This window comes from Kibdelosporangium persicum (assembly GCF_013280595.1).
In the GTDB taxonomy this organism is placed as follows: domain Bacteria; phylum Actinomycetota; class Actinomycetes; order Mycobacteriales; family Pseudonocardiaceae; genus Kibdelosporangium; species Kibdelosporangium persicum.
On record NZ_JAAATY010000030.1, the window covers coordinates 17,454 to 32,653 of the forward strand.

Sequence of the window (15,200 nt, forward strand, 5' to 3'; positions counted from 1 at the left end):
GTTGCACCGGCGGGAACACAAGCCACGAACGCTTCGGGGCACATTTGTCCCGAAGCGTGTCCTCGACTCTAACAGCCTCACATAGGGGCTCCGCACCCCCCGTCCGGCGCATTGATCAGCGCACCGCGGGCGGCAGATCGGCAGGGTCCCCGACCGGCCACCGTAGTGGATCGTCACCAAGCGCCTTGAGCTGGGGCAACTGCAGTTCGGCCCACGGCGAAAGTTCTCGCTGGGGCGGCCAGGAAACCCACTCGAAGTCGTCGACCTCGCTGGGGTCAGGGTGTGGATCGCCGGTGACCGTGACCCGGTACACGGGACACATCTCGTTCTCCACAACGCCGTCCGGCATGGCGACCCGGTAGCGGAACTTCGGCAGCACGAGCTCGATCGTCTCCACTTCGAGACCGAGTTCGTCCTTCAGGCGGCGGACAACGGCGTCACGGATCGCCTCGCCGGGCGCCGGGTGGCCACAGCACGAGTTGGTCCAGACTCCTGGCCACGTGCGCTTGCCGAGCGCCCGGCGCGTCAGCAGGAAGCGGTTCCGCTCGTCGAAGACGTACGACGAGAACGCGAGGTGCAGCGGGGTCTGCTCGTGGTGGACCGTTGCCTTGTCAGCCGTGCCGATGGCGTTTCCGGCTTCGTCTAGAAGGACGACCTGCTCCATGAGCACAGACAGTATCTGTTCAGGGCGTCTGCGGTGGTGGTTCGCTCTGCACCGGGATTCCGTACGCCGGGGTCACGGGCTCGCTGTCGCGGACCGGAAGCACGGCCAGGACAGTGGCGGCGAGCGCCAGGATCGTCCCGACGGCCATCATCCAGAACCCGAGGCCGACGGCCGTGTCGACGGTGGCCGACGCGGCCGCCCCGACCGGCCGGAACGTGTCGATCCAGTTCGTGAGCTGGGGCAATACGGAGACGGCGACGCCGAGCGTGAACGCCGCCGCGACAGCCATGACCGTGGCGGCGATGCGGCGGCTGCTCGGCGAGGCGGTCCGCCGGGCGCCTCCGAAGGTCACGATGGTCGCCAGGAACAGCAGAACCGCGGAGAAGATGAGCCCGTAGGCGTTGACCGCGACGGCACCGATCCGCTGGGGCGCGTCGGTGTCGAACCCCCAGCCGGTGATGATCATGCTGAACTCGGTGGCCCTGGCCCGGAAATCGCCCACGAACAGCGGAAAGAACGGCGAGACGAGCAGCAGGATCGCCGCCACCAGGGCGAGCAGGGAGCCGGTCAGGCGTCGCGGTTGCCACATGGCACAGAGCGTGACAGGCCCACAACACAACCGGATCACGGCCGGGCGTGTCCACCGTTCCGGCACCCCGTGTCCACCGTTCCGGCACCCCGTGTCCACCGTTCCGGCACCCCGAGTTGACCACTCCGGCACCCCGAAATCGCAGCGAAGGGCGCGGCGGCCATCTCACGGTGCCGGAACGGGTGTTTCAGGGTGCCGGAACACGCATCTCACGGTGCCGGAACGTGCATTTCAGGGTGCCGGTGGGGGAATTTCGGGGTGCTGGAATGGTGGACACGGTCGTGGCTTCGACTGTGCGGTGGCGGTCGGCTGGGGCGGGGCACCACGCCCGGGACACCGAAAAGGCCCGCCAGGGGTTTCCTGGCGGGCCTTTTCAGCTATGTCTCACAGCTTGGTGATGGTTCCACCGGCGCTGGTGATCTTCTCGATGGCGCTGCCGGAGAAGGCGTGGACGGTGACGTCCAGCTTCACACCGGCGATGTCGCCGTCGCCGAGGACCTTGACGAGCTGGCCCTTGCGGACCGCGCCCTTGTTGACCAGGTCGAGGATGCCGACCTTGCCGCCCTCGGGGAACAGCGTGGCCAGGTCGCCGACGTTGACGATCTGGTACTCCACGCGGAAGCGGTTCTTGAAGCCCTTGAGCTTCGGCAGCCGCATGTGGATGGGCATCTGCCCACCTTCGAACCGGGCGGGCACGTTCTTGCGGGCCTTGGTGCCCTTCGTGCCGCGGCCGGCGGTCTTGCCCTTGGAGCCCTCACCACGGCCGACGCGGATCTTGTCGGTCTTGGCACCCGGGGCCGGGCGCAGGTGATGCAGCTTGATGGCCATCAGTCGTTGACCTCCTCGACGACCACGAGGTGCCGGACCGCGTGGATCAGGCCACGGACCTCGGGGGTGTCGTCACGCACCACACTCTGGCGGATCTTGCGCAGCCCGAGGGTGCGCAGCGACTCGCGGTGGTTGTGCTTGGTGCCGATCTTGCTCTTGACCTGGGTGATCTGCAGCTTCGCCATGTCACGCTCCAGCCTGTGCACGCGCACGCAGCATGGCGGCGGGGGCGACGTCCTCGAGCGGCAGACCGCGGCGGGCGGCCACCTCCTCCGGACGCTGCAGGCCCTTCAGCGCGGCGACGGTCGCGTGCACGATGTTGATGGCGTTGTCGCTGCCCAGCGACTTCGACAGCACGTCGTGCACACCGGCGCACTCCAGCACCGCACGCACCGGGCCACCGGCGATGACACCGGTACCGGCGCTCGCCGGACGCAGGAGCACGACGCCCGCGGCGTCCTCACCCTGGATCGGGTGCGGGATGGTGCCGGCGATCCGGGGCACGCGGAAGAAGTTCTTCTTGGCTTCCTCCACGCCCTTCGCGATCGCGGCGGGCACCTCCTTGGCCTTGCCGTAGCCGACGCCGACCTGACCGTCGCCGTCGCCGACAACCACCAGGGCGGTGAAGCTGAAGCGACGACCACCCTTCACGACCTTGGCCACGCGGTTGATGGCGACCACGCGCTCGAGGTGCGGGGTCTTCTCCTGGGCCGCGCCGCCACGGCCACCGTCGCGGCGATCCCGGCGGTCCCGACGGTCACCGCGGTCGTTGCCGCCCTGACCACCCTGCTGACCGCCGAAGCCGCCACCCTGCCGTGTACGTCCCGGCATCAGGTGTTCCTTCCGTTCTCGATTGCTTCGCGGGTGCTCATCAGAACTCCAGCCCCGCCTCACGGGCCGCGTCGGCGAGCGCCGCGATCCGGCCGTGGTAGTCGTAACCACCCCGGTCGAACACGACCTTGTCGACGCCCTTGTCCTTGGCGCGGGCCGCGATCAGCTGGCCGACCTTGGCGGCCTTGGCCTTCTTGTCGCCGTCCAGCGCACGCACGTCGGCCTCGAAGGAGGTCGCCGCGGCGATGGTCTGACCGGCCAGGTCGTCGATCAGCTGCACGGCGATGTGCCGCGAGGACCGGTTGACGACGAGGCGCGGACGGGCCGGCGTGCCGCTGATCTTCTTGCGGAGCCGGAAGTGACGGCGCGTGCGGGCAACGCGACGGCGGGTCGAGATGTCCTTGCCGACCGGCTTCCGCTTGGCAGCAGTGGTTGCTTCGCTCATGTCACTTACCCGTCTTTCCGACCTTGCGGCGGATCTTCTCGCCCGCGTAGCGGACACCCTTGCCCTTGTACGGGTCGGGCTTGCGCAGTTTGCGGATGTTGGCCGAGACCTCACCGACGAGCTGCTTGTCGATCCCGCTGACCGAGAACCGCGTGGGCGTCTCGACCGCGAAGGTGATGCCCTCAGGAGCAGGCACCTTGATCGGGTGGCTGTAGCCGAGCGAGAACTCGAGCTCCGTGCCCTTGAGTGCGACACGGTAACCAACGCCGTGGATCTCAAGCTTCTTCTCGTAACCGGCGGTGACGCCGACGACGAGGTTGTTGACGAGCGTCCGGGTCAGGCCGTGCAGGGCCCGGTTCTGGCGCTCGTCGTTGGGCCGCTTCACCTGCAGAGTGCCGTCCTCGGCACGCTCAAGGGTGATCGGCTCGGCAATGGTGTGCGTCAGAGTGCCCTTGGGCCCCTTGACGTTGACCGTCTGACCGTCGATCTGGACGTCGACCCCGGAGGGGACGGTGATCGGCAGCTTTCCGATGCGGGACATGCCTTTCCTCCCCTTCTCCTACCAGACGTAGGCGAGGACTTCCCCGCCCACACCCTGCTTGTTGGCCTGCCGGTCGGTCACCAGGCCGGTCGACGTGGAGATGATCGCCACGCCGAGGCCGCCGAGGACCTTGGGAAGGTTGGTGGACTTCGCGTACACCCGCAGACCCGGCTTGGAGATCCGGCGGAGGCCCGCGATGCTGCGCTCACGGTTCGGGCCGTACTTCAGCTCGACCACCAGGAGCTTGCTCTTCTCACCCTGCTCCGCGCGGTAGCCGGCGATGTAGCCCTCACGCTTGAGGATCTCGGCGATGTTCTGCTTGAGCTTCGAGTGCGGCAGCACGACCTCGTCGTGGTACGCCGAGTTGGCGTTGCGCAGACGGGTCAGGAAGTCTGCGATCGGGTCGGTCATCGTCATGGTGACCTGTCAACCTTTCTCACTGCGGTTCCCCACGCGCGGGGCCTACAGCGAAATGGGAGGTAGAGGCGGGTTCGCCTTTACCAGCTGGACTTGCTCACGCCGGGCAGCTCACCGCGGTGTGCCATCTCCCGCAGGCAGATCCGGCACAGGCCGAACTTGCGGAACACGGAGTGCGGGCGACCGCAGCGCTGGCAGCGGGTGTAGCCGCGAACCTTGAACTTCGGCTTCTGCGCGGCCTTGTGGATCAACGCCTTCTTGGCCATGGATCAGTTCTCCCGGAACGGGAAGCCCAGGTGCTTGAGCAGCGCCCGGCCTTCGTCGTCGTTGACGGCGGTGGTCACGATCGTGATGTCCATACCGCGCTGACGGTCGATCGAGTCTGGGTCGATCTCGTGGAACATCGACTGCTCGTTGAGACCGAACGTGTAGTTGCCGTTGCCGTCGAACTGCTTGGGCGACAAGCCACGGAAGTCACGGATACGCGGCAGCGCGATGGTCAGCAGCCGGTCGAGGAACTCCCACATCCGGTCGCCGCGCAGGGTGCAGCGCGCACCGATCGGCATGCCCTCACGCAGCTTGAACTGCGCGATGGACTTGCGGGCCTTGCGAACCTCGGGACGCTGGCCGGTGATGGTGGCCAGGTCGCGGACCGCGCCCTCGATCAGCTTGCCGTCACGGGCGGCGTCACCGACACCCATGTTCACGACGATCTTCACGACACCCGGGATCTGCATGACGTTCTCGTAGGAGAAGTCCTTGTGCAGTGCCGGAGCGATCTCGGAGCGGTAGCGGGCCTTGAGCCGCGGGATGGTCTTCTCAGCCGTAGTCATGATCAGATCTCCTTCCCGTTGCCCTTGCCGCGGGCCACGCGAACCTTGCGGCCCTCGTCGTTGGTCTCGTACCCGACGCGGACGGCCTTGCCGTCCGCGACGACCATGACGTTGGAGACGTGGATCGGGGCCTCCTGGGTCACGATCCCGCCGGACTGCGCGCCACGCTGGGTCTGAGTGATCTTGGTGTGCTTCTTGATCCGGTTGACGCCCTCGACCAGGACCTTGTTGTCCTTCGGGTAGGCCTGGATGACCTTGCCCTTGGCACCCTTGTCCTTGCCGGCGATGACGACGACCGTGTCGCCCTTCTTCACCTTCATGACTAGAGCACCTCCGGCGCCAACGAAATGATCTTCATGAACTTCTTGTCCCGCAGCTCACGGCCGACCGGGCCGAAGATGCGGGTACCACGCGGCTCGGTGTCGTTCTTGATGAGCACCGCGGCGTTCTCGTCGAACCGGATGTACGAACCGTCCGGACGACGACGCTCCTTGGCGGTGCGGACCACGACGGCCTTCACCACGTCACCCTTTTTCACGCCGGCACCCGGGATGGCGTCCTTCACGGTGGCGACGATGATGTCGCCGATGCCCGCGTAGCGCCGACCCGAACCGCCGAGCACCCGGATGCAGAGGATCTCCTTCGCACCGGTGTTGTCGGCGACGCGCAGCCGCGACTCCTGCTGGATCACTGTGTCTCCCTGACCCGTTGTGGCGTGGCAGATTTCCGACCTGACACGCGCGGTCAATAGCTGTTGCTTACTTGGCCTTCTCGAGGACCTCGACCAGACGCCACCGCTTGGTGGCCGACAGCGGCCGGGTCTCCATCAGCAGCACCCGGTCGCCGACGCCGGCGGTGTTCTCCTCGTCGTGCGCCTTCACCTTGCTGGTGGTGCGCAGCACCTTGGAGTAACGCGGGTGCTTCTTGCGGTCCTCGAGCTGGACCACGATCGTCTTGTTCATCTTGTCGGACACGACGTAGCCTTCGCGCACCTTCCGGCGGCCGCGGGCCTCCTCAGTCGTCTCCGTGGTCGGTTCGGTCATGCGGCACCTTCGTTCGCAGTGGTCTCGTCAGGGGAAGCCGACAAGCCCAGTTCGCGCTCCCGCATCACTGTGTAGATCTTGGCGATGTCCCGCCGGACCGTACGCAGCCGGCGGTTGTTGTCCAGCTGGCCGGTGGCCATCTGGAACCGGAGGTTGAACAGCTCCTCCTTGGCCTCCCGCAGGCGGAGCACCAACTCCTCCTCGGTCAGCTCGCGCATCTCGGACGCGGTCACTCCAGCGGCCATCAGAAGTCACCACCTTCACGCGTCACGATGCGGCACTTCATCGGCAGCTTGTGGATCGCACGGCGCAGTGCCTCACGCGCCACGGCCTCGTTCGGGAAGCTCATCTCGAACAGCACACGACCCGGCTTGACGTTGACCACCCAGTACTCGGGCGAGCCCTTACCGGAACCCATCCGGGTCTCGGCGGGCTTCTTGGTCAGCGGACGGTCCGGGAAGATCGGGATCCACACCTTGCCACCACGGCGGATGTGCCGGTTGATGGCGATACGCGCGGACTCGATCTGCCGGTTCGTCACGTACGAAGGCTCGAGCGCCTGGATGCCGTACTCACCGAAGTTGACCTTGGTGCCGCCCTTGGCGGCGCCACTGCGCTTCGGCGAGTGCTGCTTGCGGTGCTTGACCTTGCGTGGGATGAGCACTGCTCAGCCCTCCCCGTTTGCCTTGGCCTCCGGAGCCGCGGGGGCTTCGGACGGCGTTGACGCGGCCTCAGCCGCGGCGCTCGAACGTGCCTCTTGGGCGGCGGCCCTGGCAGCCTCGGTGCTCGTCGCGGTGGTGCCGGTGGCACCGGAACGACGAGGCCGGTTCGGACGCTCGCGGCGCGGGGCGCGCTCCTGCGTGGCGTTCTGAGTGGCGTCGTGCTGCCGGCGGCCGCCGACAACCTCGCCCTTGTAGATCCAGACCTTCACACCGATCCGGCCGAAGGTGGTACGGGCCTCGAAGAACCCGTAGTCGATGTCCGCGCGCAGCGTGTGCAGCGGGACGCGACCCTCGCGGTAGTGCTCCGAGCGGGACATCTCGGCGCCGCCGAGACGGCCACCGCACTGCACCCGGATGCCCTTGACCTGCGGCGAACGCATGGCCGACTGGATGGCCTTGCGCATCGCGCGGCGGAAGGCGACCCGGTTGGACAGCTGCTCGGCGACTGCCTGCGCGACCAGCTGGGCGTCCGACTCGGGGTTCTTGACCTCGAGGATGTTCAGCTGGACCTGCTTCTTGGTGAGCTTCTCCAGCTCACCCCGGATACGGTCCGCCTCGGCACCACGGCGGCCGATGACGATGCCCGGACGGGCGGTGTGGATGTCCACCCGCACCCGGTCCCGGGTCCGCTCGATCTCCACCTTGGAGATGCCGGCGCGCTCCATGCCCTTGGACAGCAGCTTCCGGATCTTGACGTCTTCCGCCACGTACTCCGCGTACTGCTTGTCCGCGTACCAGCGGGACTTCCAGTCAGTGGTGATACCCAGGCGGAAGCCGTGCGGGTTGATCTTCTGACCCACTAGCTGGCACTTCCCTTCTCACTGGTCTTCGCGGCCTTCCGGCCGGGCTTGCGAGCAGCCTCCGGCTTCGGACGCGAAACGACCTCGACCGTGATGTGGCTGGTGCGCTTGCGGATGCGGTACGCGCGGCCCTGCGCCCGTGGGCGGAACCGCTTGAGGGTCGGGCCCTCGTCCACATACGCCTTGCTCACCCAGAGGGTCTCCGGGTCGAGGCTCAGGTTGTTCTCGGCGTTTGCCATGGCACTGGCGAGCACCTTCGCGACCGGACCGCTGGCGGCCTGCGGCGCGAACTGGAGCACGGCCAGGGCCTCGCTGGCGTTACGTCCCTTGATGAGCTCGATCACGCGGCGCGCCTTCATCGGCGTGGTGCGCACGTAGCGAGCCCGAGCCACGGCGGTGGGAAGTTCCTCCACCGCGGCTTCGTCACGGGCGTTCATCGCTGCTTACCCCTTGCTGGTTCGTGTTCTAGGCGCGCCGCTCAGCGGCGGCGGGACTTCCGGTCGTCCTTGATGTGGCCCTTGAAGGTGCGGGTCGGGGCGAATTCGCCCAGCTTGTGCCCGACCATGGCCTCCGAGACGAACACCGGGACGTGCTTGCGGCCGTCGTGCACCGCGATCGTGTGACCCAGCATGTCCGGAATGATCGTGGACCGGCGGGACCAGGTCTTGATCACCGTCTTCTTGCCGGACTCGTTCAGCGCGTCCACCTTCTTGAGCAGGTGGTCGTCAACGAACGGGCCCTTCTTCAGGCTACGCGGCATGGTTCACTCCCTTCCTGCTCAGCGCTTCTTACCGGTCTTGCGGCGACGGACGATCATCCGGTCGCTCGCCTTCCGGCGACGAGTACGGCCTTCGGGCTTACCGGCCGGGTTCACCGGGTGGCGACCACCGGAGGTCTTGCCCTCACCACCACCGTGCGGGTGGTCGACCGGGTTCATGGCCACACCACGGACGGTCGGGCGCTTGCCCTTCCACCGCATCCGGCCTGCCTTGCCCCAGTTGATGTTGGACTGCTCGGCGTTGCCGACCGCACCGACGGTGGCGCGGCAGCGGACGTCGACGTTGCGGATCTCGCCGGAGGGCATCCGCAGCTGTGCCAGCGAACCCTCACGCGCGACCAGCTGGACGCTGGCACCCGCGGACCGGGCGATCTTGGCGCCGCCGCCGGGCCGCAGCTCGATCGCGTGCACCACGGTGCCGACCGGGATGTTGCGCAGCGGCAGGTTGTTGCCCGGCTTGATGTCGGCGCGCGGGCCGTTCTCGATCGCGTCGCCCTGACGCAGCTTGTCCGGCGCGATGATGTAGCGCTTCTCGCCGTCGGCGTAGTGCAGCAGCGCGATGCGCGCGGTCCGGTTGGGGTCGTACTCGATGTGCGCGACCTTGGCCGGGATGCCGTCCTTGTCGTTGCGACGGAAGTCGATCAGCCGGTACGCACGCTTGTGACCGCCACCCTTGTGCCGGGTGGTGATCTTGCCGTGCGCGTTGCGGCCGCCCTTCTTGTTCAGCGGCCGGACCAGCGACTTCTCCGGGTGATCACGGGTGATCTCGGCGAAGTCCGAGACACTGGAGCCGCGACGGCCCGGCGTCGTCGGCTTGTACTTGCGGATGCCCATCTCTGCGAGTTCCTCGTTCCCTTAGGCGGCCGGGCCGCCGAAGATCTCGATCGGCTTCGAGTCAGCGGACAGCGTCACGATGGCGCGCTTGGTGTCCTTGCGCTTGCCGAAGCCGGTCCGGGTGCGCTTGCGCTTGCCCTGCCGGTTCAACGTGTTCACGCTGATCACCTTGACGCCGAACACCTTCTCGACCGCGATCTTGATCGCCGTCTTGTTCGCGTCCGGGTGGACCAGGAACGTGTACTTGTTCTCCTCGAGAAGGCTGTAGGACTTCTCGGAGATGACCGGCGCGCGCAGGATGTCGCGGGGGTCGGGAATCACTTCGACTCCTCCTCAACTTCACCGGAGCGAGCGGTCGCCTTGGCCGAACGACCCGCGATCGGGCCGGCCACGAAGGCGTCGTACGCGTCCTTGGTGAACACCACGTCGTCGGCGAACAGCACGTCGCGGGTGTTCAACTGGTCCGGCCACAACACGTGCACGTTCGGCAGGTTGCGCACCGACAGCAGGTTCAGCTCGTCGTCCCGGTTGAGCACCACGAGCACGTTCTTCGCGCTGGTGATCTCGCCGAGCACCTTGCGGGCGTCCTTCGTGGACGGCTGCTCACCGGTGACCAAAGAGGACACGACATGCAGCTGCCCCGCGCGGACCCGGTCGGAGAGAGCGCCACGCAGAGCGGCGGCCTTCATCTTCTTCGGGGTCCGCTGGCTGTAGTCCCGAGGTGTCGGGCCGTGCACGACGCCACCGCCGACGAACTGCGGAGCGCGGGTCGAACCCTGCCGGGCCCGGCCGGTGCCCTTCTGGCGGTACGGCTTCTTGCCGCCACCGCGAACCTCGCCGCGAGTCTTGGTGTCGTGCGTGCCCTGCCGCGCGGCGGCTTCCTGGGCGACGACCACCTGGTGCATCAGCGGGATGTTCGCCTGCACGTCGAAGATGCCCGCGGGCAGCTCGACGGAGCCGTCGGTCTTGCCGTCCGGGGTGCGAACGTCAACGCTGGTCATTTCACGCACCACCCTTCGCGGCGCTCTTGAGGAACACCAGGCCGCCCTTGGGGCCGGGAACCGCACCCTTGATCAGGATGAGGCCCGACTCGGCATCGACCCGGTGCACGGTCAGGTTCTGGGTGGTCACCTTGACGTGACCCATGCGGCCGGCCATCCGCAGGCCCTTGAACACGCGGCCCGGGGTGGCGCATCCGCCGATCGAACCCGGGGAGCGGTGCTTGCGCTGGGTACCGTGCGAGGCGCCCAGGCCCTTGAAGCCGTGCCGCTTCATGACACCCGCGGTGCCCTTGCCCTTGCTGGTGCCGGTGACGTCGATGACGGTGCCTGCCTCGAACACCTCGGCGGTGATCTCCTGGCCGACCTCGTAAGAGTCCGCATCAGTGGTGCGCAGCTCGGCGAGCACTCGCCGAGGGGTGACGCCGGCCTTGGTGAAGTGCCCGGTCTGCGGCTTGTTCACCTTGCGCGGGTCGATGGCCCCGAAGGCCAGCTGCACCGCGGTGTAGCCGTCGTTGTCCTGGGTGCGTACCTGGGTCACGACGTTCGGCCCGGCCTGGACGACGGTCACCGGGACGACCCGGTTCGCCTCGTCGAAGACCTGGGTCATGCCGAGCTTGGTGCCCAGAATGCCCTTCACTTGCCTGTCAGACATGGTCTCGTTCTCTCCGCTGCGTTTCTCGCGCGCAGGCGCTTACTGGATGTTGACGTCGACGCTGGCCGGCAGGTCGATGCGCATCAGCGCGTCGACCGTCTTCGGCGTCGGGTCGAGGATGTCGATCAGACGCTTGTGCGTACGCATCTCGAAGTGCTCGCGCGAGTCCTTGTACTTGTGCGGCGAGCGGATGACGCAGTAGACGTTCTTCTCGGTCGGCAGCGGCACCGGCCCAACGACCCGAGCGCCGGTACGCGTCACGGTCTCGACGATCTTGCGCGCGGAGGCGTCGATCGCCTCGTGGTCGTAGGCCTTGAGCCGGATGCGGATCTTCTGTCCCGCCATGGTGGCTTTGCCGTTCCTTCCGTGATGTCCCTTGTCAGAGCTCTTGACCAGCCATTTCGCTGGTATCGGAGGCTCCGCTCCCCTGTTCACAAGTCATGGTTCCCGGTCCACGAGGTCGGGCGTGTCGCGCCCGGCTCACAGACCGGTCCCACTGTCGTATGGATCTCGCGGGGAGAACCTGACGTCGTGGGACGGGCGGCCGGAAGCTCATCAGAATTTCCGGCATAACCCTTTTTGTGTCTCACATGGCAGCGTTAACGCTCCACTGCCCTCGCGCGGAGGCGGCCGGTACCTTGCGGAACCCGGCCGCCCCACGACGAGCAACCTATACAGGATGCCATACCGAAATATGGCGTCCAAATCGGGGTCGGTAACTGTGTCCGGCCCCTCTGGGGACCTAGATCACTTGATGATCTTGGTCAGGGTACCCGCGCCGACGGTCCGGCCACCCTCACGGATGGTGAACCGCATGCCCTCGTCCATCACGATCGGCTGGATCAGCTGGACGGTCATCTTCGTGTCGTCGCCCGGCATGACCATCTCGGTGCCCTCGGGGAGGGTCACGACGCCGGTCACGTCGGTCGTACGGAAGTAGAACTGCGGGCGGTAGTTCTGGAAGAACGGCGTGTGACGGCCACCCTCGTCCTTGGACAGGATGTAGACCTGCGCCTCGAACTCGGTGTGCGGGGTCGAGGTGCCCGGCTTGGCCACGACCATGCCGCGCTCGACGTCCTCACGCTTGACACCACGGACCAGCAGACCGACGTTGTCACCGGCCTGGCCCTGGTCAAGGAGCTTGCGGAACATCTCGACACCGGTGACGGTGGTCTTGATGGCCTTCTCCTTGATGCCGAGGATCTCGACCTCTTCGTTGACGTTGACGACGCCACGCTCGATACGGCCGGTCACCACGGTGCCACGGCCGGTGATCGTGAAGACGTCCTCGATCGGCATCAGGAACGGCCGGTCGGTCTCACGCTGCGGCTCGGGGATGTTCTCGTCCACCGCGTCCAGCAGCTCGAGCAGCTTGGCGCCCCACTCCGGGTCGCCCTCGAGGGCCTTCAGCGCCGAGACGCGGACCACGGGCACGTCGTCGCCCGGGAACTCGTACTCGGTCAGCAGCTCGCGAACCTCGAGCTCGACGAGCTCCAGGATCTCCTCGTCGTCCACCATGTCGGCCTTGTTCAGCGCGACGATGATGTACGGCACGCCGACCTGACGGGCGAGCAGCACGTGCTCCTTCGTCTGCGGCATCGGGCCGTCGGTCGCGGCGACCACCAGGATCGCGCCGTCCATCTGGGCGGCACCGGTGATCATGTTCTTGATGTAGTCAGCGTGACCCGGGCAGTCGACGTGCGCGTAGTGCCGCTTCTCGGTCTGGTACTCGATGTGAGCGATCGAGATGGTGATACCGCGCTGCTTCTCCTCCGGCGCCTTGTCGATCTCGTCGAACGGCGTGAAGGGGTTCAACTCCGGGTACTTGTCGTGCAAGACCTTGGAAATAGCCGCGGTGAGCGTCGTCTTGCCGTGGTCGATGTGACCGACGGTGCCGATGTTGACGTGCGGCTTGGTCCGCTCGAACTTCGCCTTCGCCACTGGATTGTCCTCCTGGACTTGTACTTGTCCGCCGGGGACGAAGAATAGGTTTCCTCTTCGTCCCGGCGGTTATCAGGGTCGGTTGTGCGGACCCCGGGGGGAACCCCGGAGAGCCCACACGCTGTGTGGTGCTCCGGTTTCCGGGGCTATTCCCCCGTCGCCTTTGCGATGATCTCCTTCGCCACGTTCGTGGGAACCTCGGCGTAGGAGTCGAACTGCATGGAGTAGTTCGCACGGCCCTGGGTCCGCGACCGCAGGTCGCCGACGTAGCCGAACATCTCCGACAGCGGAACGAGCGCCTTCACGACACGCGTGCCACTGCGCTCCTCCATGGCCTGGATCTGGCCACGGCGGGAGTTCAAGTCACCGATGACGTCACCCATGTAGTCCTCAGGGGTGGTCACCTCGACCGCCATCAACGGCTCGAGCAGCACCGGGCTGGCCTGCTTCGCGGCCTCCTTGAGCACCATCGAACCGGCGATCTTGAACGCCATTTCCGACGAGTCGACCTCGTGGTAGGCACCGTCGAGCAGGGTCAGCTTCAGGCCGACCAGCGGGTAGCCCGCCAGCACGCCGTACTGCATGGCGTCCTGGGCACCCTGGTCCACCGACGGGATGTACTCACGCGGAACGCGGCCACCGGTGACCTTGTTCTCGAACTCGTACAGCGCGCCGTCCGTGGTCGCCAGCGGCTCCAGCTTGACGATGACCTTGGCGAACTGACCCGAACCACCCGTCTGCTTCTTGTGGGTGTAGTCCAGCTTCTCGACCGTCTTGCGGATGGTCTCGCGGTAGGCCACCTGCGGCTTACCGATGTTCGCCTCGACCTTGAACTCGCGGCGCATCCGGTCGACCAGCACGTCGAGGTGCAGCTCGCCCATGCCGGCGATGATCGTCTGCCCGGTCTCCTCGTCCTGCTTGACCTTGAAGGTGGGGTCCTCCTCGGCCAGCTTCTGGATCGCGGTCGACAGCTTCTCCTGGTCGGCCTTGGTCTTCGGCTCGACCGCGACCTCGATGACGGGGTCGGGGAAGGTCATCGACTCGAGGATGATCGGCTGCTGCGGGTCGCACAGGGTGTCGCCGGTGGTGGTGTCCTTCAGGCCGATCGCGGCGTAGATGTGGCCCGCGATGGCCTCACCGACCGGGTTCTCCTTGTTGGAGTGCATCTGGAAGAGCTTCCCGATGCGCTCCTTGCGCTCCTTGGTGGAGTTGATCACCTGCGCGCCGGTGGCGACGCGACCCGAGTAGACCCGGATGTAGGTGAGCTTGCCGAAGAACGGGTGCACGGCGATCTTGAACGCCAGCGCCGAGAACGGCTCGTCGGTGTTCGGCTGGCGCGAGGCCTCCGTCTCACCGTCGACCAGGGTTCCCTGGACCGCCGGCACGTCCAGCGGGGACGGCAGGTAGTCGATCACCGCGTCCAGCATCGGCTGGACACCCTTGTTCTTGAACGCCGAGCCGCAGAGCACCGGGTACGCCGACCGCTCGATCGTGATCTTGCGGATGGCGGCCTTGATCTCCTCGACCGTCAGCTCCTCGCCGCCGAGGTACTTCTCCATCAGGTCGTCGTCGGTCTCGGCGACGGCCTCGATCAGCGCCTCGCGGTACTCGTTGGCCTTGTCGAGCAGGTCGGCCGGGATCTCCTCGACCGCGTAGTCCTCGCCCTTCTTGACCTCGCCGCGCCAGGTCAGCGCCCGCATGTTCACCAGGTCGACGACGCCGATGAAGTCGTTCTCGGCGCCGATCGGCAGCTGGATCGGCAACGGCTTGGCGCCGAGCCGCTCCGAGATGGTGCGCACGGTGAAGTAGAAGTCCGCGCCGAGCTTGTCCATCTTGTTGACGAAGCAGATCCGCGGGACGTCGTACTTGGTGGCCTGCCGCCAGACCTGCTCGGACTGGGGCTCGACACCCTCCTTGCCGTCGAACACGGCGACGGCACCGTCGAGCACGCGGAGCGAACGCTCCACCTCGACGGTGAAGTCCACGTGGCCAGGCGTGTCGATGATGTTGATCTGGTGATCGGCCCAGTAAGTGGTCGTCGCGGCGGACGTGATCGTGATGCCGCGCTCCTGCTCCTGCTCCATCCAGTCCATCGTCGCGGCGCCGTCGTGCACTTCGCCGATCTTGTAGTTGATCCCGGTGTAGAACAGGATCCGCTCGGTCGTCGTGGTTTTACCCGCGTCGATGTGGGCCATGATCCCGATGTTGCGGACCTTGGCCAGGTCGGTGAGCACGTCGAGTGCCACGAGAATCTTCCCCTGTCTTGCAGAGCTGTAGGACT

25 protein-coding genes are annotated in these 15,200 nt (G+C 66.6%); all 25 read right to left on the reverse strand.

Annotated elements, in window-relative coordinates:
- Positions 1 to 115 precede the first annotated feature (115 nt).
- The gene (gene idi / locus GC106_RS36725) at positions 116 to 664 is read right to left on the reverse strand and encodes an isopentenyl-diphosphate Delta-isomerase (protein ID WP_173140142.1); all 549 of its coding nucleotides are present in this window, start codon (positions 662 to 664) and stop codon (positions 116 to 118) included.
- Between the two features lie 19 nt (positions 665 to 683).
- Positions 684 to 1,253, reverse strand: coding sequence for a hypothetical protein (locus tag GC106_RS36730; protein WP_173140144.1), 570 nt, complete (start codon positions 1,251 to 1,253; stop codon positions 684 to 686).
- A gap of 384 nt (positions 1,254 to 1,637) precedes the next feature.
- The gene (gene rplO / locus GC106_RS36735) at positions 1,638 to 2,084 is read right to left on the reverse strand and encodes a 50S ribosomal protein L15 (protein ID WP_217281432.1); all 447 of its coding nucleotides are present in this window, start codon (positions 2,082 to 2,084) and stop codon (positions 1,638 to 1,640) included.
- On the reverse strand, positions 2,081 to 2,266 hold the full coding sequence (gene rpmD, locus GC106_RS36740; protein WP_173140148.1) for a 50S ribosomal protein L30: 186 nt from the start codon (positions 2,264 to 2,266) through the stop codon (positions 2,081 to 2,083). Before rpmD ends, rplO begins: the two co-directional genes overlap by 4 nt.
- Position 2,267: 1 nt before the next feature.
- Positions 2,268 to 2,912, reverse strand: a complete 645-nt coding sequence (gene rpsE / locus GC106_RS36745; protein ID WP_173140150.1) for a 30S ribosomal protein S5 — start codon at positions 2,910 to 2,912, stop codon at positions 2,268 to 2,270.
- 40 nt (positions 2,913 to 2,952) lie between these two features.
- Positions 2,953 to 3,357 (reverse strand): 50S ribosomal protein L18, encoded by a 405-nt coding sequence (gene rplR / locus GC106_RS36750; RefSeq protein ID WP_173140152.1) that lies wholly within the window; start codon positions 3,355 to 3,357, stop codon positions 2,953 to 2,955.
- Between the two features lies 1 nt (position 3,358).
- On the reverse strand, positions 3,359 to 3,898 hold the full coding sequence (gene rplF / locus GC106_RS36755) for a 50S ribosomal protein L6 (RefSeq protein ID WP_173140154.1): 540 nt from the start codon (positions 3,896 to 3,898) through the stop codon (positions 3,359 to 3,361).
- An 18-nt stretch (positions 3,899 to 3,916) separates the two neighbouring features.
- Complete coding sequence (rpsH, locus tag GC106_RS36760; protein WP_173140156.1) at positions 3,917 to 4,315, reverse strand: 30S ribosomal protein S8; 399 nt, start codon at positions 4,313 to 4,315, stop codon at positions 3,917 to 3,919.
- A gap of 80 nt (positions 4,316 to 4,395) precedes the next feature.
- On the reverse strand, positions 4,396 to 4,581 hold the full coding sequence (locus GC106_RS36765) for a type Z 30S ribosomal protein S14 (protein WP_033384211.1): 186 nt from the start codon (positions 4,579 to 4,581) through the stop codon (positions 4,396 to 4,398).
- Positions 4,582 to 4,584: 3 nt separating this feature from the next.
- Entirely contained in the window at positions 4,585 to 5,148 is a 564-nt protein-coding gene (gene rplE / locus GC106_RS36770) for a 50S ribosomal protein L5 (RefSeq protein ID WP_173140158.1), read from the reverse strand.
- A gap of 2 nt (positions 5,149 to 5,150) precedes the next feature.
- Complete coding sequence (gene rplX / locus GC106_RS36775) at positions 5,151 to 5,468, reverse strand: 50S ribosomal protein L24 (RefSeq protein ID WP_033384250.1); 318 nt, start codon at positions 5,466 to 5,468, stop codon at positions 5,151 to 5,153.
- A 2-nt stretch (positions 5,469 to 5,470) separates the two neighbouring features.
- Entirely contained in the window at positions 5,471 to 5,839 is a 369-nt protein-coding gene (rplN, locus tag GC106_RS36780; RefSeq protein ID WP_173140160.1) for a 50S ribosomal protein L14, read from the reverse strand.
- Between the two features lie 67 nt (positions 5,840 to 5,906).
- Positions 5,907 to 6,191 carry a 30S ribosomal protein S17 gene (gene rpsQ / locus GC106_RS36785; RefSeq protein ID WP_173140161.1) on the reverse strand — a complete coding sequence of 95 codons (285 nt, stop codon included), beginning with the start codon at positions 6,189 to 6,191 and terminating at the stop codon, positions 5,907 to 5,909.
- The gene (gene rpmC / locus GC106_RS36790; protein WP_173140163.1) at positions 6,188 to 6,436 is read right to left on the reverse strand and encodes a 50S ribosomal protein L29; all 249 of its coding nucleotides are present in this window, start codon (positions 6,434 to 6,436) and stop codon (positions 6,188 to 6,190) included. The genes rpsQ and rpmC overlap by 4 nt, the downstream gene beginning before the upstream one ends.
- Positions 6,436 to 6,855 (reverse strand): 50S ribosomal protein L16, encoded by a 420-nt coding sequence (gene rplP, locus GC106_RS36795; protein WP_033384217.1) that lies wholly within the window; start codon positions 6,853 to 6,855, stop codon positions 6,436 to 6,438. The genes rpmC and rplP overlap by 1 nt, the downstream gene beginning before the upstream one ends.
- 3 nt (positions 6,856 to 6,858) lie before the next feature.
- Entirely contained in the window at positions 6,859 to 7,713 is an 855-nt protein-coding gene (gene rpsC, locus GC106_RS36800; RefSeq protein WP_173140165.1) for a 30S ribosomal protein S3, read from the reverse strand.
- The gene (gene rplV / locus GC106_RS36805; RefSeq protein ID WP_173140167.1) at positions 7,713 to 8,150 is read right to left on the reverse strand and encodes a 50S ribosomal protein L22; all 438 of its coding nucleotides are present in this window, start codon (positions 8,148 to 8,150) and stop codon (positions 7,713 to 7,715) included. Before rplV ends, rpsC begins: the two co-directional genes overlap by 1 nt.
- A gap of 41 nt (positions 8,151 to 8,191) precedes the next feature.
- On the reverse strand, positions 8,192 to 8,473 hold the full coding sequence (gene rpsS / locus GC106_RS36810) for a 30S ribosomal protein S19 (RefSeq protein ID WP_033384221.1): 282 nt from the start codon (positions 8,471 to 8,473) through the stop codon (positions 8,192 to 8,194).
- 18 nt (positions 8,474 to 8,491) lie between these two features.
- Positions 8,492 to 9,325 (reverse strand): 50S ribosomal protein L2, encoded by an 834-nt coding sequence (rplB, locus tag GC106_RS36815; protein ID WP_173140169.1) that lies wholly within the window; start codon positions 9,323 to 9,325, stop codon positions 8,492 to 8,494.
- 21 nt (positions 9,326 to 9,346) lie between these two features.
- On the reverse strand, positions 9,347 to 9,646 hold the full coding sequence (rplW, locus tag GC106_RS36820; RefSeq protein ID WP_054295767.1) for a 50S ribosomal protein L23: 300 nt from the start codon (positions 9,644 to 9,646) through the stop codon (positions 9,347 to 9,349).
- Entirely contained in the window at positions 9,643 to 10,326 is a 684-nt protein-coding gene (gene rplD, locus GC106_RS36825; RefSeq protein WP_173140171.1) for a 50S ribosomal protein L4, read from the reverse strand. Before rplD ends, rplW begins: the two co-directional genes overlap by 4 nt.
- Position 10,327: 1 nt before the next feature.
- Positions 10,328 to 10,978: a 50S ribosomal protein L3 gene (rplC, locus tag GC106_RS36830; RefSeq protein WP_173140173.1), complete on the reverse strand. Its 651-nt coding sequence runs from the start codon at positions 10,976 to 10,978 to the stop codon at positions 10,328 to 10,330.
- A gap of 39 nt (positions 10,979 to 11,017) precedes the next feature.
- The gene (rpsJ, locus tag GC106_RS36835; RefSeq protein WP_003938093.1) at positions 11,018 to 11,323 is read right to left on the reverse strand and encodes a 30S ribosomal protein S10; all 306 of its coding nucleotides are present in this window, start codon (positions 11,321 to 11,323) and stop codon (positions 11,018 to 11,020) included.
- A 402-nt stretch (positions 11,324 to 11,725) separates the two neighbouring features.
- Complete coding sequence (tuf, locus tag GC106_RS36840; RefSeq protein ID WP_173140175.1) at positions 11,726 to 12,919, reverse strand: elongation factor Tu; 1,194 nt, start codon at positions 12,917 to 12,919, stop codon at positions 11,726 to 11,728.
- A 146-nt stretch (positions 12,920 to 13,065) separates the two neighbouring features.
- Entirely contained in the window at positions 13,066 to 15,165 is a 2,100-nt protein-coding gene (fusA, locus tag GC106_RS36845) for an elongation factor G (RefSeq protein WP_173140177.1), read from the reverse strand.
- Between the last annotated feature and the right edge of the window lie 35 nt (positions 15,166 to 15,200).